This is a genomic window from Dactylosporangium sp. NPDC006015, from assembly GCF_040614215.1.
Lineage (GTDB): Bacteria > Actinomycetota > Actinomycetes > Mycobacteriales > Micromonosporaceae > Dactylosporangium > Dactylosporangium maewongense.
The window spans coordinates 61,617-81,566 of the sequence record NZ_JBEXUD010000041.1 but is presented as its reverse complement, the minus strand read 5'-3'; the positions used below and the strand labels follow the sequence as shown (position 1 = coordinate 81,566).

The 19,950-nt window shown below is 73.7% G+C and carries 17 protein-coding genes and 3 pseudogenes; 8 read left to right on the top strand and 12 right to left on the bottom strand.

The features are described from left to right. Positions 1-6 precede the first annotated feature (6 nt). From ABZ321_RS44680 to ABZ321_RS44660, 5 genes are read right to left on the bottom strand one after another with little or no spacing between them, the layout of a single operon-like run. Positions 7-846, bottom strand: coding sequence for a hypothetical protein (locus ABZ321_RS44680; protein ID WP_344506854.1), 840 nt, complete (start codon positions 844-846; stop codon positions 7-9). Continuing rightward, positions 837-4,064, bottom strand: coding sequence for a hypothetical protein (locus ABZ321_RS44675; RefSeq protein ID WP_354902001.1), 3,228 nt, complete (start codon positions 4,062-4,064; stop codon positions 837-839). The genes ABZ321_RS44680 and ABZ321_RS44675 overlap by 10 nt, the downstream gene beginning before the upstream one ends. After that, positions 4,064-5,275, bottom strand: coding sequence for a hypothetical protein (locus tag ABZ321_RS44670; protein ID WP_354901999.1), 1,212 nt, complete (start codon positions 5,273-5,275; stop codon positions 4,064-4,066). The genes ABZ321_RS44675 and ABZ321_RS44670 overlap by 1 nt, the downstream gene beginning before the upstream one ends. Continuing rightward, on the bottom strand, positions 5,272-6,405 hold the full coding sequence (locus ABZ321_RS44665) for a caspase family protein (protein ID WP_354901997.1): 1,134 nt from the start codon (positions 6,403-6,405) through the stop codon (positions 5,272-5,274). The genes ABZ321_RS44670 and ABZ321_RS44665 overlap by 4 nt, the downstream gene beginning before the upstream one ends. Continuing rightward, positions 6,402-8,255 carry a hypothetical protein gene (locus tag ABZ321_RS44660; RefSeq protein ID WP_354901994.1) on the bottom strand — a complete coding sequence of 618 codons (1,854 nt, stop codon included), beginning with the start codon at positions 8,253-8,255 and terminating at the stop codon, positions 6,402-6,404. The genes ABZ321_RS44665 and ABZ321_RS44660 overlap by 4 nt, the downstream gene beginning before the upstream one ends. 183 nt (positions 8,256-8,438) lie before the next feature. Between ABZ321_RS44660 and ABZ321_RS44655 the strand changes: the two genes are divergently transcribed. Next, a complete protein-coding gene (locus tag ABZ321_RS44655; RefSeq protein WP_344506844.1) occupies positions 8,439-8,996 on the top strand; it encodes a TIGR03086 family metal-binding protein in 558 nt (185 codons plus the stop codon). Positions 8,997-9,050: 54 nt separating this feature from the next. On the opposite strand, the gene ABZ321_RS44650 is transcribed toward ABZ321_RS44655, so the two are convergent. The 3 genes and pseudogenes from ABZ321_RS44650 to ABZ321_RS44640 all read right to left on the bottom strand — a co-directional run bounded on the left by ABZ321_RS44650 (position 9,051) and on the right by ABZ321_RS44640 (position 11,017). Continuing rightward, entirely contained in the window at positions 9,051-9,344 is a 294-nt protein-coding gene (locus ABZ321_RS44650) for a hypothetical protein (RefSeq protein ID WP_354901992.1), read from the bottom strand. A gap of 403 nt (positions 9,345-9,747) precedes the next feature. Further along, positions 9,748-9,915 (bottom strand): annotated as a pseudogene (locus tag ABZ321_RS44645) (sigma factor); the annotation flags it as partial. 121 nt (positions 9,916-10,036) lie between these two features. Further along, complete coding sequence (locus tag ABZ321_RS44640) at positions 10,037-11,017, bottom strand: DUF5937 family protein (protein ID WP_354901989.1); 981 nt, start codon at positions 11,015-11,017, stop codon at positions 10,037-10,039. A 67-nt stretch (positions 11,018-11,084) separates the two neighbouring features. Here ABZ321_RS44640 and ABZ321_RS44635 point away from each other — a divergent pair, with 67 nt between their 5' ends. The 3 genes and pseudogenes from ABZ321_RS44635 to ABZ321_RS44625 all read left to right on the top strand — a co-directional run. After that, a complete protein-coding gene (locus ABZ321_RS44635) occupies positions 11,085-12,323 on the top strand; it encodes an MFS transporter (RefSeq protein ID WP_354901987.1) in 1,239 nt (412 codons plus the stop codon). 284 nt (positions 12,324-12,607) lie between these two features. Then, on the top strand, positions 12,608-12,736 hold the full coding sequence (locus tag ABZ321_RS44630; protein WP_354902027.1) for a hypothetical protein: 129 nt from the start codon (positions 12,608-12,610) through the stop codon (positions 12,734-12,736). Beyond that, positions 12,676-12,929 (top strand): annotated as a pseudogene (locus tag ABZ321_RS44625) (transposase); the annotation flags it as partial. The gene ABZ321_RS44630 and the pseudogene ABZ321_RS44625, both read left to right, overlap by 61 nt. A 103-nt stretch (positions 12,930-13,032) precedes the next feature. Here ABZ321_RS44625 and ABZ321_RS44620 read toward each other — a convergent pair. Then, a complete protein-coding gene (locus ABZ321_RS44620; RefSeq protein WP_354901985.1) occupies positions 13,033-13,479 on the bottom strand; it encodes a GNAT family N-acetyltransferase in 447 nt (148 codons plus the stop codon). Between the two features lie 309 nt (positions 13,480-13,788). Here ABZ321_RS44620 and ABZ321_RS44615 point away from each other — a divergent pair, with 309 nt between their 5' ends. The 4 genes from ABZ321_RS44615 to ABZ321_RS44600 all read left to right on the top strand — a co-directional run bounded on the left by ABZ321_RS44615 (position 13,789) and on the right by ABZ321_RS44600 (position 17,161). Then, the gene (locus ABZ321_RS44615; protein WP_354901983.1) at positions 13,789-14,535 is read left to right on the top strand and encodes a hypothetical protein; all 747 of its coding nucleotides are present in this window, start codon (positions 13,789-13,791) and stop codon (positions 14,533-14,535) included. Continuing rightward, complete coding sequence (locus ABZ321_RS44610; protein WP_354901981.1) at positions 14,522-15,043, top strand: hypothetical protein; 522 nt, start codon at positions 14,522-14,524, stop codon at positions 15,041-15,043. The genes ABZ321_RS44615 and ABZ321_RS44610 overlap by 14 nt, the downstream gene beginning before the upstream one ends. A gap of 106 nt (positions 15,044-15,149) precedes the next feature. Then, on the top strand, positions 15,150-16,304 hold the full coding sequence (locus ABZ321_RS44605; RefSeq protein ID WP_354901978.1) for a DUF1996 domain-containing protein: 1,155 nt from the start codon (positions 15,150-15,152) through the stop codon (positions 16,302-16,304). Between the two features lie 50 nt (positions 16,305-16,354). After that, complete coding sequence (locus ABZ321_RS44600) at positions 16,355-17,161, top strand: alpha/beta hydrolase (RefSeq protein ID WP_354901976.1); 807 nt, start codon at positions 16,355-16,357, stop codon at positions 17,159-17,161. Between the two features lie 10 nt (positions 17,162-17,171). On the opposite strand, the gene ABZ321_RS44595 is transcribed toward ABZ321_RS44600, so the two are convergent. From ABZ321_RS44595 to ABZ321_RS44585, 3 genes and pseudogenes are all read right to left on the bottom strand, one after another. Then, complete coding sequence (locus tag ABZ321_RS44595; RefSeq protein ID WP_344506819.1) at positions 17,172-17,570, bottom strand: hypothetical protein; 399 nt, start codon at positions 17,568-17,570, stop codon at positions 17,172-17,174. Between the two features lie 128 nt (positions 17,571-17,698). Further along, positions 17,699-18,277 carry a copper resistance CopC family protein gene (locus tag ABZ321_RS44590; protein WP_354901973.1) on the bottom strand — a complete coding sequence of 193 codons (579 nt, stop codon included), beginning with the start codon at positions 18,275-18,277 and terminating at the stop codon, positions 17,699-17,701. Positions 18,278-18,368: 91 nt separating this feature from the next. Further along, a pseudogene (locus ABZ321_RS44585) lies at positions 18,369-19,746 on the bottom strand (glycoside hydrolase family 16 protein). Between the last annotated feature and the right edge of the window lie 204 nt (positions 19,747-19,950).

Genomic DNA, 19,950 nt, shown 5'->3' with positions numbered 1-19,950 from the left:
CCGGCCTCAGGCGCAGGCGGCGGCCGCTGTACCGGTGGCGAAGCGCCCCGCGTCGATGCGGGCCACGATGTGGTTCATCAGCTGGAAGGCGATGCGCAGGTCCGCCTGCTCGACGTAGGGCAGGTCCGTGTCGGCGGCCCGCAGCCGGTCGCCGTACCCCGCGACGAGCTCCTTGCGGGTCGACGCCGGATGGATGCCTTCGGCGGTCTGCGCGCTGTCGGTCACCGACACCGCGAACACCGTCCCGTCCCGGCCGATGAGCACGGTGAGCGCCGGGAACCCGGCGTTTTCGGTGACCAGCGTCGTGCAGGTGCCCGTCCGGCCGCTCTCCTGCATCAGCGGGAACGGGGACGCGGCGCGGGCCTGCGCCTCGGTCATGCCCAGCTTGAGATCGCCGATGCCGTCGGCGCGGACGACGACCGAGAAGCCGGGCTCGTCGGGTGCCACCGTCATGCCCGCCTCCGGGAACAGCGTCGCGAGCCGGCGGGCGTCGACGCCCTCGTGCTGCCGCAGCGACTCGTAGATGAACGCGCCGTGGCTGGTCTCGCCCCACGCGATGTCCTGCCAGCGGCCGTCCTTCCACGCGAAGAAGGCCTCCTGGGTGCCGTGCACGCCGATCTCCGGCCCGGCGAAGCGGACGAACGCGAACCCTTCGCGGCAGTACGACGCCCGGATGGCGTCGGCGTGCTCGATGCTCTGCAACGCCGCGCCCTGCTCGCCCACGCACTGTGACGCCTGTGTGGCGGCGGGCGCCGGCGGCGAGGAAGAGCCATCGCATGCCGCGAGCGCGAGGACCGGGACGAGTGCGACGAGGATGCGCTGGGCGGAGGCCATGGTCACCTGCACGGGGGCTCGTAGGGCGTGGACGGGATGTAGGCGCGCCACTGCTCGGCGGTAACGAGATCGCCGGTGGTCGAGCAGATGCGGGCGATCAGCCGTTCGGGGTCGAACAGCCGCAGGGACAGGGGATCGCGGCCGCCCGCACCGGCCAGGAGCCCGACGTCGACGGGGGTGTCGCCGCTGACGTCCCAGACGTGGACGCCGTCGCCGTTCACGGTCAGCAGGTGCCGCCCGTCCGAGCTGTAGGCCAGGTCGTCCGCGGCGACGTGCGCGAAGGTCGCCGGCTCGGCGGTGCCGCGCAGGTTCCAGACGGTCAGGCCCGCCCCGGCGACCGCGACCGACCCGCCGCCCGCGGCGAACGCGACGCCGGCCGCGTCGCCCGTGAACCGCAGCTCCCGCCGCCGCTGCGGGCCGCCGATCGTCAGGTCCCAGATCTCGAGCCGGCCTCCGTCGCCGGCGCCGGCCAGGCGACGCCCCGACGGGTCGAAGGCGACGCGCGTCATCCGGCCCGGACCGGTCGCCAAGGTGACCGGGTGCTCCAGCGGGCGCGCCGCTCCCAGGTCGAACACGGTGAGCGTGTCGTTGGCGACCGCCAGCCACCGGCCGTCGGGGCTGACCGCCAGCCCGTGCACGCCCGGGGTCCGGTTCGCCCGCTCGTCGCGCCGGGTGAGCGTGTCGCCGTCGACGTCCCAGACGGTGATCCAGCCGTCGCGGCCGGCGGTGACGACGACCGCGCCGGAGGCGGACACGGCGACGGCGGACTCGCCCGTGTCGACCCGTGGCCGGTCGCTGACCGGCGCCGTCGACAACAGCCGCGGCGGCCGGTCGGGCGCGACCGCCCACAGCCGCACCTCACCGGTGAAGTCGACGGTCGCCGCCCGGTGATCGGAGCCGCCGACCGCGGTGCCCTCGACCGACTCGGGCAGCACCGGTCCCTGCGCCGGGCAGGCCGGCGCGAGCGTCCAGAAGTTCACCCTGGACCCGGCGGAGCGGACGAGGAACCGGTTGCCGGCCGTGAACATGACGGGCCCGCCCGTCTCCGGCGCCGCGATGCACGACGGCACCCGGTCGTAGGAGAAGTCGTGGAACTCGTTCGGGCTGACCCGCACGAGGACCGGCTTGCCGGTGCGGGCGTCCCAGCTCGCCATCGTGTTGTCGGCCGGGCTGAACGCCGCGGCCGTCGCGAACTCGGCCGGCCGGTGCGCCAGCTCCTCGCCGGGCGGCCCGAGGTGCCACAGCAGCAGCCCGGACCAGGAGTCGTCGACCACGAGGGCGGACCCGTCGAGGCTCGTGGACAGCGGGGTGAGCATCCGCGGCCGGCGGGTGTCGCTCCCGGCGGGAGGCTTGGGTGCGGGGATCTCCCAGCGGCGGAAGGCGTCCCGGGTGTCCACGGCGGCGAGCGCCGACCCGCCGACGACGAGCACGCCCCGCGAGGTGAACAGCAGCGCCGGCACGGCGGGCCCGGCCGGCAGGAACTGGTGCCAGACCTCGGTGAGCGGCGCGCCGGCGGTGAGGTCCCACACCCGAACCGCGAGGTCGCCGGTCCGCTGCAGCAGGGTCGCCGGACCGAAGCCGGCCGCGAGGTACCGGCCGTCGGCGGAGAACTCCAACGCGGTCACCCGGTGCCCCTGGTGCACGACGCGGCCGGCGGGCCCCGCCGCCGACCGCACCTCGATCCCGCCGTCGGCGTCGGCGATGGCGATCAGCTTGCCGTCGCGGCTCGTCGCGACGCTGGTGACGGTGCCACCGGCCTCCGGGAGGATCCGCGTCACGCGGTGCTCGCCGAGGCGTGCGGTGTAGATGCCGCCCCCCGCGGCGACCATCACATCGTCACCACCCGGCACCGCCCGCACGGCCTGGATCTCCCCGGGGAAGGTGAGCGTGCCGCCGGTCGTGGACGCGTCGAGGACGGACCGCAGCGCCTCAGGGGTCGGCGAGATCCGGTACGCGGCGGCGGCCAGCTGGCGGGCCAGGTTCGGGTCGTCCGCCATCAGCTTCTGCGCCTGCTCCGCCACCGCCCGCGACGACGCCATCCGCCGGGTCCGCTCCGCCTCGCGGCTCTGGACGAAGTACACCGTCCCGGACACGGCCAGGACCAGCGCCACGACGGCCGCCAGCGCGCCGCTGACCCGCTGCCAGTTCGGGTGGTACAGCGTCCGCCATGCCTCGCCGACGGTCCGCACCGGGTGGACGTCGGGGCGGCCGTCCACCGTCTTCGGGCCGCCCGTCCGTGGGATGATCGCGACGAGCTTGGCCCGGCGGGCGGCGTCGAGTTTCGCGTCCAGACCACCGACGTCGCCGAACGTGCCGCCGGCGGTGAGCCTGCCGGTCACGGCGAACGGCCGGCGCGACGGTCGCAGCCAGCGCGCAGCGGTCATGACCGGCCGCCACAACCGCGCCAGCACCGCCGATCGGGACGGCGGGCCCAGCACGGCGGCGAGCAGCACCGCGAACGCGGCGCCCGTCGAGTCGCCGACGACGTGCAGGCAGGGCTCGCCCGGCACGGTGAGCCGCCACACGACGCACGGCGCCGACTCCCGGCCGGCGGTCGCGTGGCGCCAGGCCGCGGCGATCGACCCGGCGAACGCGTCGTCGCCCCGCAGGAACGCCGTCGCCGCCGGGTCCGGATACAGCCCGGCCGGGCCGCCCGGGATCAGCGCGATCTCCAGCGTGCCGGCGACGCCCTCGCTCCCGTGCCGGCCCTGCCGCTCGAACAGCACGGCCATCCGCTGCGCCGCGCGGCGGGGGCGCACCGCCCCGGCGGCGAGCAGCGCCTGCAGCACCACCCACGAGCGCACCGCGCCGCCCGGGAGCGGCTCCACCAGCTCGGCGATCCGCTGGGCCGCCGGGTGCCGGTGCGCGGTCGGCATCGTCTCCGGCATGATGCGGGTGTCCCGCCAGTACGTGACGGCCGCCGCGACATCGGCGTCGGTGCGCCCGGCGGCGGCGAGCGTGACCTGCGCGACCGCCACCGCCGCCCGGCGGAGCGCGGTGCGGTCCGCGGCGTGTCGCGGGGTCTTCTCGTCGAGCAGGCTCAGCAGCCCGGACTCCTCGTCGAGCCAGGCGTCCACCCGTCCGGGCTCGGTCCGTGCGGCGGCGGCACACGCCGTCCACCAGCCCGCGACAAGATCGTGGAACAACCGGGTCGGCGACTCGGGCGAGTCGACGTCGTGCCGCGCCCGGACGATCCGCGCGATCTCCGCGGCCGGGTCGGGCGCCGGCATCACAACTCCAGGAGCCTGGTGATGAGCTGGCTCGTCGCGGGCTCGGCCACCTCCGCGACCGCCGTCCACGCGTCGAGGGTCTCGCGGTCGGACGCCGCGTCGACGGAGTCGCGGACGATGTCGGGGTCGAGCTCCGTGAACGGCTCTGCCAGCTCCTGCACCGTCCACGGCAGGTTCGTGGCGAATCCGGGCAGGTCGACAACGGCCACCGGCGTCCCGAACCGCTTGGGCCGCACCGGCGCGGCGATGGCGGTGCGGCCACCGGCGCGGACCGCGTACCGGATCAGGAAGCACCGCACGCGGGCCGAGGGCGCGGTGATCTCGACCTCGAAGCGGCGGTCGGGCGTCTGCCGCAGCCGGATCCGGATGGTGCCGCGGGGCGACACGAACGTGTGGACGGTCTGTTCGGCCGCGGGGGCGGCGGCGAGCACCAGCTCGCTCGTCCGCCACGCGGGCAGCGCGATGACACCGGGATCGAAGCCGTCCCAGGCATCGCTACCCCACACGTCCTCGTCCTCGGCGAGCCAGGTGACCGCAGGGTCGCCCGCACTTTCAAGCATCGTCCGGCTCATGTCGCAGCGACGGACCTGCCGCAGCAGCTCGCGGAACGCTGCGGTCGGCGGCGTGCTGCCGGTGTCCCGCACGGCCGCCACCAGCGCGAGCGCCGACAGGCGGAGTCTCGGCACGACGAGGGCGAGGGCGCGCTCAGTGAGTCGCGCCAGCTCGTCGAGGCGATCTCCGGCGTCGGGGCGGCGCTGGAGCACGGCCGCGCGTAGCGCGAGGACGTCGGGGTCGTTGCCGGGCCGGTCCGCCACAGCCGCCGCGGTCGCGTCGTCGCCGAGCTGGAGGGCGGTGAAGCCCAGCAGCGCCACGCCCAGCGTCGGCAGGTTCGCCAGGTCGCCGCGGAGCACGTGGACCGCGGCGTCGGGCCGGCCACGGTCGGCGAGGGCGATCGCCGCGGTCGTCGGGTCGCGAACGGTCTGCGCCGGGCCGGCGAGGCGCGTGTCGCGGGATCCGGGACCGACCACGACGACCTCGTCGAAGCTGTCGGGGCCGGTGGGCAGTGGCACCGAGACGGCGTACGTCCCGGGCGGCAGCGTGATCGGCTCGCCGGTGCTGCCGGTCGCCACCACCTTCAGCCGGCTGTCGCGGACCGTCACCGGCAGGGCGACCCCGTCCATGTCGACGACCAGCGTGCCAGGTTCCGTCATCGCAGCGTCACCGTCTTGTGTGCCTTCGGCGGAGCGACCTGCACCGATGCCACCGTCTCCGGCGCGAACTGCGGGTGCGGCGGGTCGAAGGCCACCGCCAGGGTCCAGATGCCCGCCGGCACCGGCACGTCGATCACCGGCAGCGGGCGGCGTTCCAGGGCCTGGACGTCGCCCTCGAAGATGCGCGCGGTGCAGCCGACGGCGTGTTGGGCGGCGGCGGGGTCGACGAACAGCGTCACCGGCACCGACGGCACCTCGCACTCCAGGAACGCGATGTCCGACAGGTGCGAGCCGCCGACCATGACCGTCTGCTCCTCCGCGCCGAGGGCGGCCAGCTGATGTGCCCGCCGCCACAGGTGGCGGTGCAGCGACTCGGCGGTCACGCCCCACCGCTCCTCGTCGCCGTCGAGGCGGGTGCGGGCGTCGAGGTCCAGGCACTCCAGCAGGGCCCGCACGAAGACGCTGCCCACGCCCGACTGCCAGGCCGCCGTCCCGGGCGCCGCGGCGAAGAAGATGGGCCGGTGGGCCGGGCCGGTGCCGCGACGCGGTTCGAGGGTGATCCTGCCGCGCAGCGGGCCCGCGTAGTCGTCCAGGCCGTGTGCCGGCACACGGCAGGCGTCGACGAAGTACCACTGGCGGGTCGGGCAGCCGTCGAGGCTCAGCCCCTTCCGGACGCCGGCGACGTCGACGGCCGCGTCGAACGGGTCACCGATCGCGCCGGCGTCGCGGAGCAGGACGATCGCGCCGTCGTCGGTCTCCTGCACGCCGTGTCCGCAGATGTACAGGACGGCGACGTTCTCCGGCGACGACCGGCAGTCCTGCGCCCATTCGTGCAGCGCCTGGTGCACGGCCGCGCCGTCGGCCCGCGGCACGGTGTCGCCGCCGGAGACGTATGGCCGCTCGTCGTCGGTCGGCGCGAGCAGCAGCCGGATGCTGCCCAGCCGCCGGTCCCCGCCCGGGTACCGGTCGCGCATCCACCGGGCGAACAGGTCCGCCGACGTCGCGCCCGACGGCAGGTCGTCCAGGTCGGACAGTGGCCGGAACGGGTACTCCGACACGCCGATCACCAGCACGTGCGTCGCGGGTCCGGGGGTGTCGTCGCGGAACCAGCACGGCAGCGGCGCGGTCATCCCGCGGTCACCCGCCCGCCGGCCATGATCCGGTCGAGGGCGCCGGCGATGACAGTCAGGCCGGCCTGCGCGCCGAACCCCCACGCGGCGACAGTCACGTAGTCGCGCCAGCCGCCGAAGGCCTGGTCGAAGTACAGCGCGCTGAGCCCGGTCCAGACGGTGACGACCGCGATGGCGGCGAACACGAGCACGTTGCGGACCCGCCGCGACCGGGCGACCCGCCGGGCCGTCGCGGCCGCGCCCTCCCGCGCCTCGGCCAGCGCGAGTGCCGGGTCGGGCGGCACCGGCGGCAGCGGCACGGGCCCCGGTCCGGGGCCGGGCACGCCGGATGCGACGAGCCGCTCGCGGGACTGCAACGCGTGCAGGACGACGGCCGGCGCGTCGAGGCGCTCACCGATCCGCAGCCCGGTGTACGCGGCGCCGTCGGCCGCGGCCCACATGTCCTCCAGGACCGCGTCGACCGTGGCGGCCGCCTCCGTCAGCGACCGCAGGTCGGTCGCGTCGCGCTGGGCGGGCTTCAGCCGCCGCGCGAGCGCCCGCAGGCCGTGGACGGCGGTGGCGTCGGCGGGCCAGGCCCGCAGGGCGACGGTCGTGGCGTCGATGTCGGCGATCAGCTGCGGGACCGTGTCGACGTCGTCGATCGGCCGGCCCCGCAGCAGCGCCCCGGCGTGCGTGACGAGGGCCGGCAGCCGGCCGGCCGCCGCCTGCCCGGGCCTGGCGTCCCACGGGGACGGCGGGTCGCCCGGCGTGCCGGCGACGGCCTGCTCGGCGACGGTCAGCGCGGCGAGCCGCTGGGCCGCCGCCGGCCACGCGTCGACGAGTTGCCGCAGCGCCGTCATGACGTCGAGCTGCGCCTGGAACGGGCCCTCGTCGGCGGTCAGCTCGCTGAACCTGCGGCTGAGCTTCGACAGCTCCGACCGGACCGCGGCGAGCCGCGCCTGCAGGGCGGGCAGGAACGAGTAGGCCCGCCACGGCGCGTTCGCACCGGCCTGGCGGAACCGCTGATGCGCGGCCGCCGCCTCCGCCTCGAGCAACCACGACTCCTCGACCGCCAGCGACACCGTGCTGAGCCGGCCCGCCTGCCACGCGGTCACCAGCGCGAGCGCGACACCGGCGAGCAGGACGAGCAGCGGGAACACGAAGTCGTCGGTGCTGCGCAGCGTCAGCGCCACCTCGCCGGCCGCGTCGTCGTCCGGTGCCAGATCGATCGTCCCGGTGTAGTCGCCGGCCCGGGTGGCGCCCGCGAAGGCGAGCTCGACGTCGTGCCGCCCCGCGTGGCAGGTCGCCTGCACGGTCACCGCGCCGCCGCCCGCCGACGCGAGCCCGCCGACCGGGATCGTCGCATCCCCGGGCGGGCACGAGACGCCCTGGGCGAGCGGCAGCGTGGCGCCGCTGAGCCCGGTCACGAACGGGCCTCGCGACGACGTCACCCGCCACTCGGCCACGAGCGGCAGCCACCCCACCGTCTCCGGGCCGATCTCGTACGCCCGCCGCGCGACGACAGTCGGCGTCCCCGGCGCCCGGGCGACGGCGACCAGGAAACCGGACGCGCCGTCGTCCCCGGCCGGCGTGACGGTGAAGACCGCGACCCCGCCCGGATCGAGGTGCGCGCTCGCCGGTGCGACGGTGGCGGCGCCGGTCCCGCCGTCCCCGGCGACGCTCCGGATGTCGACGTCATACGGTACGCCGGCGTTGTTCACGACCGCCGCCCGCGCCGGGTTGCCGGGCCGCAGCCGCAGCACCGTCCCGTCGAGGAACTCCACGTCGGCGCCGTCGGCCAGCGCGGGCGGCGGAGCCATCGATCCGACCAGCAGCATGACCGCCGCGACGATGCCGGCTTTGCGCAGCACGTGCCCTCCCATCCCGGGTGACCGGTTGTGGTTACCCTGTCACGGTCGATGGCCGGCGTGATCGTCCGAGCGGATACGGTGCCCGGCCGATCGTGCCTCGACGCACCTGGACCACCGGCCCCGAACGGCTGCCATCTCGTCGATGGGCCGACGCCGGCAGGTGGGACGGGTTAGCGTGGCCGGATGACTGCAGCGGAAGAACACCGGAGCATCGCCGGCACGTTCACCGACCGGGTCCGTGGCGTGCCGGCCGGCGGCTGGGACCGACCGGCACCGTGTGAGGGCTGGGTGGCCCGGGACGTCGTCGGGCACCTCGTCGAATGGCTGCCGGGGTTCCTGCGCGCCGGCGCGGGCATCGACCTGCCGAAGGGGCCGCCGGTCGCCGAGGACCCGGTCGCCGCCTGGCAGGTGCACACCGACGCCGTGCAGGCGCTGCTGGACGACCCGTCCAGCGCCGACCGGATGCTGTCCAACCCGCACATCGGCGAGCTGCCGGTCGCCACGGCGATCAGCCAGTTCTACACCTCCGACGTGTTCCTGCACACGTGGGACCTGGCCCGTGCGACCGGCCAGGACGAGCGGCTCGACCCGCAGCGCTGCGCGGTGATGCTGGAGGGCATGCTGCCGATGGACGAGGTGCTGCGCAGCAGCGGCCACTACGGCGCGCGGGTCGAGGTCCCCGCCGACGCCGACGCGCAGACCCGGCTGCTGGCCTTCATCGGCCGCGACCCTTCCCAGTAGTCGATGCCGCCCGGCCGGTCCCGGTGCGGGCCGAGACCGGCCGGGCGGCCGGATTCAGTTGAAACTCTGCTGCCACACTTCGGCGTCGACCGCGTCGTGCCAGCGAGTGAACCCGCAGGCCCAGGCCACCGGATCGGTCAACGGCGGGCCACCGAAACGCGGCTCGCCGGAGACCAGCAGCCGTGATCCGATCCCGAAAGGCGCCACTTCCAGGCTGACGCCGCCCGTCGGATTCGGCAGTCCGACGGTGACGCTTTCGGCTGAGCCGCCCCGGAACCATCGGTGAACCTTGAACGTCACCGGAAGAAACATGCCTGTCGCGGCATCGGTGGCGCCGATTCCGGTCACCGACCCGTCGAACGCGAAACTGCGCCGGGCAAGTGACTGTGCCGAATACGCCTCGACACAACTCTGGCTCGCTGAAGTGCCCGCGAAGACGTCGCCGCGACGCGCGCCGGACGGTGACCCGGGCGCCGACGTCGACTCGGCCCCCGGCGTCGAGCCGGGCCCGGACGGTTCCTGTGGCAGGCAGCCTCACCCGCACATACACCGCCGGGCGACCCAGCACGCGGGCGATCTCGGTGGGCGTGAGCCCTTCCACCGCGACGAGACCGAGAATGTCTTGATCCTCGGGGCGCAGGCGGTCAAAGGCGGCGGCGACGGCACCATCAGGGTCAGGCGCCTCGGTCGCCGCCGAGATGGTCCCCGTCGCGAGGACCCGGGCCGCGAGCCGGTCATAGCGGCGCCTGGAGCGCGCATGGTTCGCCAACGTCCGGCGGGCGATACCGTACAGCCAGAGTATGGTCTCTTCACCGTCCGGCATGTCCTCGACGCGCCGCCAGGCGGTCAGGAAGACGTCCGCGACGACATCCGAGGCATCCTGCACCGAGTCGGTGCGGCGCAGCGCGTAGGCAAAGATTGGCTCATATGGGCGGCATATGCTCGCTCAAACCGGGCCGATCGCATACCCGCTCCATGTCCACCAACACCCCATGCGTTACACCCACTTCACAAGCATTCAGATACCGACGCCGCCGGCGCTATCCAGGCGCGGCGACGAGTGCGTCGCCGAGCGGGGTGCGGCGGTAGAGCACGGAGCGGCCCGAGCGGGCGCGGTGCACGAGACCCGATCGGTGCAGGACGGCGAGGTGGTCGCCGACGGCGCCGGTGGCCATGCCGTACGCCCGGGCGAGCTGACTCGTGCTGGCCGGGTCGCCGAGGGTGGCCAGCAGCAGCGCCCGGGACCGGCCGAGCAGCGCCGACAGGTGCGCGGGCGGCTCGGGCGGCCCATGCTCGAGCAGCGTCCCGACGCCGCGGGCCGGGTAGACGATCGCCTTGGGCCAGGGGTCGTCGGCGTACACGGCGATCTCCGGCCACACGAACACCGACGGGACGAGCAGCAGCCCGTCCCCGCCGAGCGCGATCTCGCCTCTGCTGCGGACGTGCAGGTCGATGCCGCCGTCGCGCCAGCGGACCTTCCGGTGGAGCCCGGCGAGGGCGGCGGCCCAGCCCGCGCGGCCGAGCTCGCCGACGCGGTGCACGACGTCGCGCTCGCACAGCAGCCGCAGCCGTGGCCAGTCGTCTTCGAGCAGCGCCGTCCACGCCGCGGCCAGCACGTCGGCGAGCCTGTCCAGGGCGTCCGGCGCCGCCAGCACCGCCCGCGCGGCGTCCGACACGTCGCGGCGGTGCCGCAGATAGAAGTCGATCTCCGCCCGTACGCCGTCCGCCGGCGCGGCGCGCATCGTGGCGAGGTCGTCCTCGATGGTCTGCAGCCGCGGCGGCGGGGAGAAGAACGTCGCGCCTGCCCGCGGCGTGTGCAGCGCGTCGATCGCCGCGAGCCCCGCCCCGTGCCGCCCGGCCAGCTCCGTGAACCGCGGCCGCAGCCGGGCCAGCCACGCCTCCGGCACGCCCTGCGGGTGCGGGCTCTGCAGGGCGCGGATCAGGTGGTGCAGCTCGAAGACCGGCGACAGCGCGAACCTGGTGCGCACCAGGTCCTCCGCACCCACCACGAACCGCAGCACGCCCTCGACCTTACGCCGTGTGGCGAATCATTCGTGCAGTCTCCCGCTCGCCCGCAGGCTGGTGCGCATGACTGTCGTCGACCGCCCGGCCACGTACCGCGAGGTGTTCGCGGAGCCGTCGTTCCGTGCCCTGTTCGTCGCGCGGACCCTGGCGATCGGCGCGAACTCCCTGCAGATCTTCGCGCTGTCCGTCCTGGTCTACACCGGCACCGGCTCCGCGCTGCTCAGCGCGCTCGCCTTCGGCGCGGGATTCCTGCCGCAGGTCGTCGGCGGGCTGCTGCTCGGGTCGCTGACCGACCGCCTGCGCCCGCGGCCGCTCATCGTCGCCGGGTATGCGGTCGAGGCCCTCCTCGCGGCCGCGCTCGGCCTGCTCGACCTACCGGTCGCGGCGAGCCTCTCGCTGGTCGCCGTGGTCGCGTGCGGCACGCCGGTGTTCGCGGGCGCGGCGGCCCGCGTCATCGCCGACCAACTGACCGGCGACGCGTACGTCCTCGGCCGCTCCGTGTCCAACATGTCGTCCTCCGCCGCCCAGCTGCTCGGCCTCGCGGGCGGCGGCGTCGCGGTGGCCGCCGCGGGACCCCGCCACGCGCTGCTCTTCGCCGCCGCCTGCCACGTGGCCGCCGCCGTGCTGGTCCGCTTCGGCCTCGGCTCAGGCGGCGGAGGTGTCCGTTCCCGTGGCGGTGCCGTCCATTCCCGTGGCGGCGCTGTCAGGGACAGTCTGGCCGGGGCATCGGCGTTGTTCGGTGACCGCACCATCCGCCGGCTGCTGCTCGCCCAGTGGCTGCCGTCCGCGTTCGCCGCCGGCGCCGAGGCCCTCCTCGTCGCGTACGCCGGCCGCCGCGGCTTCCCAGCAGGCTCCGGCGCCGTCCTCATGGCCGCCCCCGCCGCCGGCATGCTCCTGGGCAACTTCGTCGCCGGCCGCTTCCTCCGCCCCACCCTGCGCGAACGCCTCGCCGGTCCCTTCCTGCTCCTGCTCGGCACCCCACTCATCGCCGTGCTCGCCGCCCCACCACTCCCGGTCCTGGCGGCGCTGCTCGTCATCGCCGGGACGGGCTTCGCGTACGGTCTCGGCCTGCAACGCGCCTTCCTCGCCGCCGCCCCCGAAGCCCGCCGCGGCCAGCTCTTCGCCCTGCTCTCCACCGGCATGATGGCCCTGCAGGGCCTCAGCCCCCTGCTTCTGGGCACCGTCGCGGAGTTGACTTCCCCGGCCCTGGCCATCGCGTCCGCCGGAGCCGCCACGGTACTGGTAGCGCCCCTACTGCTACGCGGCCGCCCCAGTGACATCCGAAGCCAATCGAAGCGCTAAAGACTTGACTGCGTGCCCCGAAGTGATTGATTCCATCAGGGCTCCTCGTGAGCGTGACGAAGAATATCTGCTCCGAGTCTTCGAAATGGAGATCACGCCGGCGGCGCGATCCTACGTTCGGTGTCTTCATGGCGGCGACGAAAGGGAGGATGAGCAGCCCGTGTCGACGCTACGCCGGATTCGCGACACGTACCGTGAAAGCGGCATCTTCCTGAGGCCTTCCGAAATTTCTTGACAGCGCGGACACCGTCGCACAGGCACACCCAACGCCGTATCTTGCCTCAGTGACCTACTTCGCGGACCTGACGCCCTACGCGTACTCGCGCGACGACCACGACACCGTCACGCACGTATGGGGCACGCTGGACTACCGACCGCGGTACGAGCGGCTTGGCGGTACCCCTCAGACCTGACCGACGAGCAGTGGGCGCTGGTCGGGCCGCTGCTCCCAGCGCCCAAACGCGTTGGTAGGCCGGAAAGCATCCACGAAGATCCATTGTGGACGCTGTTCTGTACGTGGTCCGCACCGGCTGCGCCTGGCGGTACCTGCCACGCGACTTCCCGCCATGGCAGACGGTCTACTGGTACTTCAAGCAGTGGGAAGAGGCCAAGGTCACCGGCTAGCGAAACATACGTGCCAACTCCACTTGCTCCGGCGCCGTCCGGCATCCGTTCAGCGTGGCGTGCAATCACGACCTGCCCGGACGCGTCACGATAGCCGCGGGGCTCCGGTGTAGCGGAAGGTGTTGGAGGCGCGGCGGGTGAAGCCGAGTCGTTCGTACAGGCGGATGGCGGAGACGCGGTCGGGGCGGGATGTCAGGTCGACGCTGCGGGCGCCTTCGGTTTCGGCGAGGCGGAGGGCTTCGCGGATGAGTGCGGCGCCGGCGCCGTGGCCTCGGGCGGACTCGTCGACGACGACGTCCTCGATCCTGGCGCGCAGGCCGGTCGGGACGGGGAACGTGACCAGCGTCAGCACGCCGACGATCCTGCCGTCGACGCAGGCGGCCAGGATGTGGTTGCCCGGCCAGATGAGGAGAGCGTCGAGGGCCGCGGCGTCCAGCGGCGCGGCGGAGGCGGACAGCTGGGGCAGCAGGCGTGCGAATGCCTCGACCGTCTCTTCGGTGGCGGCGGCAATGCGCTCGACAGCAACGTCCATGGCAGCACTCTAACGACGGACGGTCCGGTGGTGACGGCGACCGGCCACCAACCCGAGGTCTCCCACGCGGTGACGGCGCCGGTCCCGCCTTCGGCGAGCGCACCACCGTCGGCGATGTCCAGGGTCCACCACGGGGTGAGGCTGCTGACCAGAACCAGCGCCCCGGCGGTGGGCACCAGCCAGACCTGCCAGCGCTGAAAGCTCACGGCACCGCCCCCGATCCGGCACCCGGCCGATGCGACCGACCATACGCGCGCGGCCGGCCGGCACGTGGGGAAACGACTGGAGGTCCTGGCGTACGTTGGGGGCGTGGGCGGGGAGGCGGAGGCACGGCAGTTGTTCGACGCGTTCCGGGACGAGCTGTGGGGGCAGCGGCACTGGGACAGCGACTTCACGCCGGCACCGCATGAGCCTGACCTGAGGCTGCGGGAGCTCGTCGACGGGGCGGGGGTGGCGGCGGTACCGGAGGCGATCGGCGCGCTCGGAGACGAGACGCTGCTGGTACACCTGCTGCCGATGCTGCACGAGGACCGCCTCAGCGTGTCGGAGCGGAACGCCGTCATCGCGGCCTTCGCGAATTACGGCGAACGAGGGAGGGCACTGATCGGGGGCGAAGGGGCCGTGCGGCGGATCGAGGACGCCGACGACACGTTCCTGCGCGGGCGGATCGAGACCACGCTGGGCGGCGCGTTCGACGCGTACGCCGGCATCCTGCTGGTCGAGCCGGCGGCGCCCGCCGCGTTCCAGCTGGCGTGGATCGACCGGGCGTACGGCGCACCCGTCACCGCGGCGCGCGTCGCCTGGATCCGCGGGCTCGGCTTCGCCGACGAGGACCTCCTGGCCGAGGTCGCGCGGCCGGTGCGACGGCCGCTCGAAGGGCTGCGCATCGAGTGGGACTGCGGCCGGCCCGGCAAGCACCACCCGGCCCGCGCGGCCCGCGCCGCGGCCGCCGGCCTGCCCTCGCTCGCCAGCGGCTGGCTCCGCCACGAAGCCCACGCCCAAGCTGCCCGCATCCATCTCGACAAGGTCCGGGCCGCCACCGATGCAACTTCCTGACTACCTGCCCGGCCAGGACGCGCCGCTGGTCGACGCGATGCCCTGGCTGGAGGACGAGCTGTTCTGGCCCGCGTTCCTGTTCGCCGTCGGCCACGCGGGCTCGGCACCCGAGGCGTTCGGGGTGGACCCGGCCGACCTCGAGGCGCTCCTCGACGACTTCGAGCGATCGGACCTGTGGCCGGTGTTCACCGTCCCGATCGGCCGGGGCTTCCTGCACCTGATCGTGCGCAACTTCCCCGGCGATCCTGGCCTCGACTGGCTGGTCGACGCCGAGATCGGGGCCGCCGCGCGCCGCCTCGCCGCCGAGGACGGCGGCGACAGCCCGGGGCCCGGCCTGCCGTGGGGACTGCTGCCCACCGACCCGGTGAACCTGCTCCTGGCACTGCCGGCGTTCGGCGAGGGCGGCGACCCCGACCCCGTGGCGGCCGCCCTGTGGGCCGTGGGCGCGACCACGTCGGTCGACGAGCTGGCCGCCGAGCTGTTCGCCCACCGGTTCTACGGCCGCTAAATTCGGGTCGTGGATTAAGGTTGCTTTAGATCTCTGTCGGGCACGGGGCGGCGGCGCCTACGATCACGGCGGTCGTGCACCGTCCGCGCTCGTGGGGAGTCATTCGTTGTCGTACGCGTCGAACCACGGCGTTCCCTGGCGGCTCGGCCGGAGCAAGGTGGTGATGGCGGCGGCGGGCCTGATCGTCGTGGCCGGCGCGGCCGTCGTCTACCTCACCACGTCGCCCGGATCGGCGAGGCCGTCCTCGGTTGCGGATGCGTCGCCGGTACCGGCGGAATCCGGCGCTGTGATCGGTGCGGCGCCCGCGCCGTCGGGGTCCGCGTCGGCCGCCGCGAGCGCTGGAGCGTCGAAGTCCGCCACCGCCAAGGCGCCCGCGACCGGGTGGATCCCGGTGGACGCCGCGGCGTGGAAGGCGCAGGTCGACGCGTACCAGGCGCTCAAGACCGACCCGGTGCCGGCGGGGGTGGGCAACCTGCCCGAGTTCCGGGCGGACTGCCAGTACAGCCACTCCCTGGCCGACGACCCGATCGTCTTTCCCGGGCTCGCCGGCTCGTCGCACATGCACTCGTTCGTCGGGAACAAGGCCGTCACCGCCGACACGACGCCCGAGGATCTGACGAAGTTCACGGCCACGACGTGCAAGCCGGTCCAGGACCACTCCGCGTACTGGGTGCCGACGCTGTACGACGCCGCGACGAACAAACCCGTCGAGACCACCGGCTTCCGGGTCTACTACCGGTCGCTGATGAACACGTCGGCCGGTCAGCTGCCGATGCCGAACGGTCTGCGGATGATCAGCGGCGACGCCACGAAGCGGCAGCCGACGCCGCGCGGGGCGCAGGGCCAGTTCTACTGCGCCTTCTACGGCCCCGGCGACCTCGACGGCGTCGCGCGCAGCACCAACGGCAACTGGCCCATCTGCGGCGGCGACGCCACGCTGCACTTCATGATGCAGTTCCCGGACTGCTGGGACGGCAAGCACCTGGACAGCCCCAACCACAAGGACCACGTCAAGCACGGCTCGGGCAACGCCTGCCCGGCCAGCCACCCGGTGAAGATCCCGGCGATCACCTTCGACATCCAGTACGGCGCGAAGGGCACCCAGCAGGGCTACTACCTGTCCTCGGACAAGGAGGGCAGGAGCGCCTCCTCGATGCACGGCGACGCGTTCGTGATGTGGGACGCCGCCACCATGAACAAGCGCACGAAGAACTGCATCCTGCAGCGCCGTACCTGCGACAACAACGGCTACCAGCAGTAGGGCGGCGGCATCCGTTAGGCTCTCCTTACTTCGCCACAGGGGGGATGGCCGTGCCGTTCGTGAACGTCGGTGCCGTGACGCTGCACTACGAGGAGTCCGGCAGCGGCGACGCCGTCGTGCTGGTCGCCGGCACCGCCGCGCGCGGCCGCACGTGGCGGCTGCACCAGGTGCCCGCGCTGGTCGCCGCCGGCTACCGGGCGATCACCTTCGACAACCGGGGCGTGTCGCCGAGCGACCCGGCGAAGACCGGGCTCACCGTCGACGACCTGGTCGCCGACACGGCCGGCCTGATCGAGCGGCTCGCCGGCGGGCCGTGCCGGCTGGTCGGCTCGTCGATGGGCGCGCACGTCGTGCAGGAGCTGCTGCTGGCCCGGCCCGACCTGGCCACCCAGGCGGTGCTGATGGCGAGCCGGGGCCGCCCCGACGCGATGTCCCGGGCTCTCGCCGCCGCCGAGCGCGCGCTGTACGACGAGCGCGTCCGTCTCCCCGGCGTGTACGACGCGACGACGCGCGCGGTGCAGAACCTGTCGCCGAGCACGCTGCAGGACGAGCAGGCGGTGCAGGACTGGCTCGACCTGTTCGAGATGTCCCCGGCCGACGTGACCGACGCCGGCCTGCGCCCGCAGCTCGACGTTGAGCTCGACACGGACCGGCTGGCCGCGTACCGGCGGATCGGCACCCCGACGCTGGTGCTGTCGTTCGCGGACGACGTGATGGCGCCGGCGGCCCGCGGCCGTGAGCTCGCCGACGCGATCCCCGGCGCCCAGTACGCCGAGATCCCCGCCGCCGGCCACTACGGCTACCTGGAGCAGCCCGACGCCGTCAACGACGCGATGCTGACGTTCTTCAAGGGCTGAGCAAGGCTGATCAGCGCACCACCAGCTGCACCAGCAGCAGGTGACCGGAGTGCGTCTCGACCTCGAACATGCCGGTGGTGTCGGCGCGGAACTCCAGCGTCGCCGGCCGGCCCGCCTCCAGCACGGCCTTGCGGTCGTAGCCGTGGACGTGCAGCTCGTCGGGCACGTCGGAGGTGACGGTGAGCCGGATCGTGCTGCCCTTGCCCACCTCGACCCGGCCGACGGGCGGCTCGACCCGGCCGCCGGTGATCGACACCGTGATCGACCGGTCCTGTGGTGGTGTTTCGCCGGTACCGCCGCGGAACAGCACCCAGGCGACGACGCCCGCGGCGATCAGGATGGCGACGGCGACGAGCCGGAAGACGGCGTCGCGCGACCGGGCGGGCGCGACCTCGGTGGTGGTGGGCACGGCGGGTTCCTCACGGGAGCACGACAGGGCAGGGCCCGGAGCGCCGCACACCGGTAGCCCGCCCCGGCCGCCGAGCCGGAGATGCGGACGGGCGTAAGCCTAACGGCCCGCCCGCGTCCCGGCGAGGGTCACTTGATGCGGCGCCGCCGCTGCCAGACCGCGACACCGGCGGCGACCACCGCGGCCGCGCCCAGCGCCGCCCACAGCAGCCCGGCGTTGCCGCCGCCGTCGTCGTCCTTGGCGGCCGGCTCGGCGGCGGCCGGCGACGGTGCCGCACTGGAAGGAGCGGCGGACGGCGAGGGCGAGGGCGACGGCGCCGCGCTCGTCGGGGCCGGCGCGGCGTTGGTGAACGTGAACCTGCCCTCCAAGGGGTGTCCGTCGCCGGCGGCCGTGCGCCACACGACCGTCACCGGACCCGGCGGCAGCGGCCGGACCGCCTGCGTGAGGGTCTTGTTCACCGATCTGGGGGTGCCCTCGCTGTACGAGACGCCGTCGGCACCGGTCACCTCGACGGTGCTCGCCTGCTGCTTCACCATCTCCGTGAACGTCAGCGTCACCGCGGCGACCGGCGTGCTGACCGTGGCACCCGCGGCCGGGTCACTCTTGGTGAGCGTCGTGTGAGCCCACGCCGGGGCCGGCGGCAGCAGGATGAGGAGCGTCGCCGCGGCGGCGGCCAGGGTCGCGCGGAGCGTCGCGTGCAGTCGCATGCGCCAATCCTGGCACGGGGCGCGGCGCGGACGTGGAAGCCGGTGGTCACAGCGGGCCGCATCCACTGTGACCACCGGCGCTCATGGGGTACTACCTGCGGAAGACGAACCAGTCGACGTTGACGAAGTCGGCCGGCTGGCCGCTGCTGAAGCGCAGGAACACCGTGTGCCGGCCGGTGACCTGCGACGTCAGGTTGCCCGGGATCTCGCGGAAGCTGCTCCAGCCGCCGGTGTTGGCGACGGCGAAGCTCGCGACCGGCGCGTTGCCGACGTTGTCGAGGCGGACCTCGACGGTGCCGCTGCCGCCGCCGGCGGCGCCGGAGGAGACGCGGGCGAGGAAGTCCTTCGGCGTGGTGGTGCCGAAGTCCACGTTGTCGTAGCGGGCCCAGTCACCGTTGGCGAGGTACCCGATCTGGTCGCTGCCGGGCACGACGCCGGACTGCGCGTTGTAGGACTCGGCCTGGATGGTGCTGTAGGCGCTGCGGCCGCCGCCGGTCTGGGTCGCGGTCGGGGTCGGGGTGGCGGTCGGGGTCGGGGTCGGGGTCGAGCCGCCGCCCTTGGTGTACACGGCGACGTAGTCCACGAGCATCGGCACGCCGGACGCGGTGCTGCCGGTGGGGGTGGAGTAGCCGGCGACGCCGTTGGGGAACGAGCCGCCCATCGCGACGTTGAGCAGGATGAAGTAGCCCTCGTGGCTGGTCATGCCCGACCAGTACGAGCCGACCTGGTTCTGGTTCACGGAGAAGAACTGGACGCCGTCGACGTACCAGCGCAGCACCTGCGGGCTGACGCTCGCGTCCCACTCGATCGCGTACGTGTGGAAGTTGCCCTGGCAGGCGCTGGCCGGGCAGGTCCGGGTCCCGCCGAGGCCGGTGGTCTCGTTGCAGGGGCCGCCCGGGTTGACGCCGCAAGTGCAGCGTGCCCCAGACCTGGTTGACGCCGTTGACGTTCTCCATGATGTCCAGCTCGCCGATGCCCGGCCAGTTCCAGTAGTTGCCCCGGTACGGCGAGCCGAGGGCCCAGAACGCCGGCCAGTAGCCCGCGGCGGCGGCACCGGAGACGTTCGGCATCTGCAGGCGGCCCTCGATGCGCATGACACCGCCCGACGGCGGTTTGAAGTTCGTGCGGCGCGTCTCGATGCGGGCGGACGTCCACTGCCCGGAGCCGGACCTGATCGGGGTGATCCTCAGGTTTCCGGAGCCGTCGAGGGCGACGTTCTGCGTGCTGGTGGTGTAGCTCTGGATCTCGCCGGTACCGAAGTTGGCGGGCCCGCCCGCGTACTGGGTGCCGGTGGTGAAGAGCCAGTTCGTCGACGACGGCAGGGTGCCGGCCGAGCCGGTGAAGTCGTCGCTCCACTGCAACGTCCAGCCGGACGGGGTCGACGGGACGGCGGCGTAGGCGTTGACGGTGACGGCGGCGGTCGCCACCAGGGCGGCCGCGAGGGCCAAGGGGCGAACAGCAGGGGGCATTGGCGGAAACCTCCAAGAGCGTGGGGTGTCTCGTGAGAGCGCTCTCAAGCTTTGTAGCGAGCGTGCGATCCTGGTGTCAATGACTGTTTCTGCTGTTCAGAGTCTTAACAGAAGCACCTGTAGTGCGGCTGCGCTTCGCGTGGGAGAGCGCTCTCTACGCTGGTCGCGGAGCGGATGGGTCCGCGGCGCAACCGGTACCGCAAC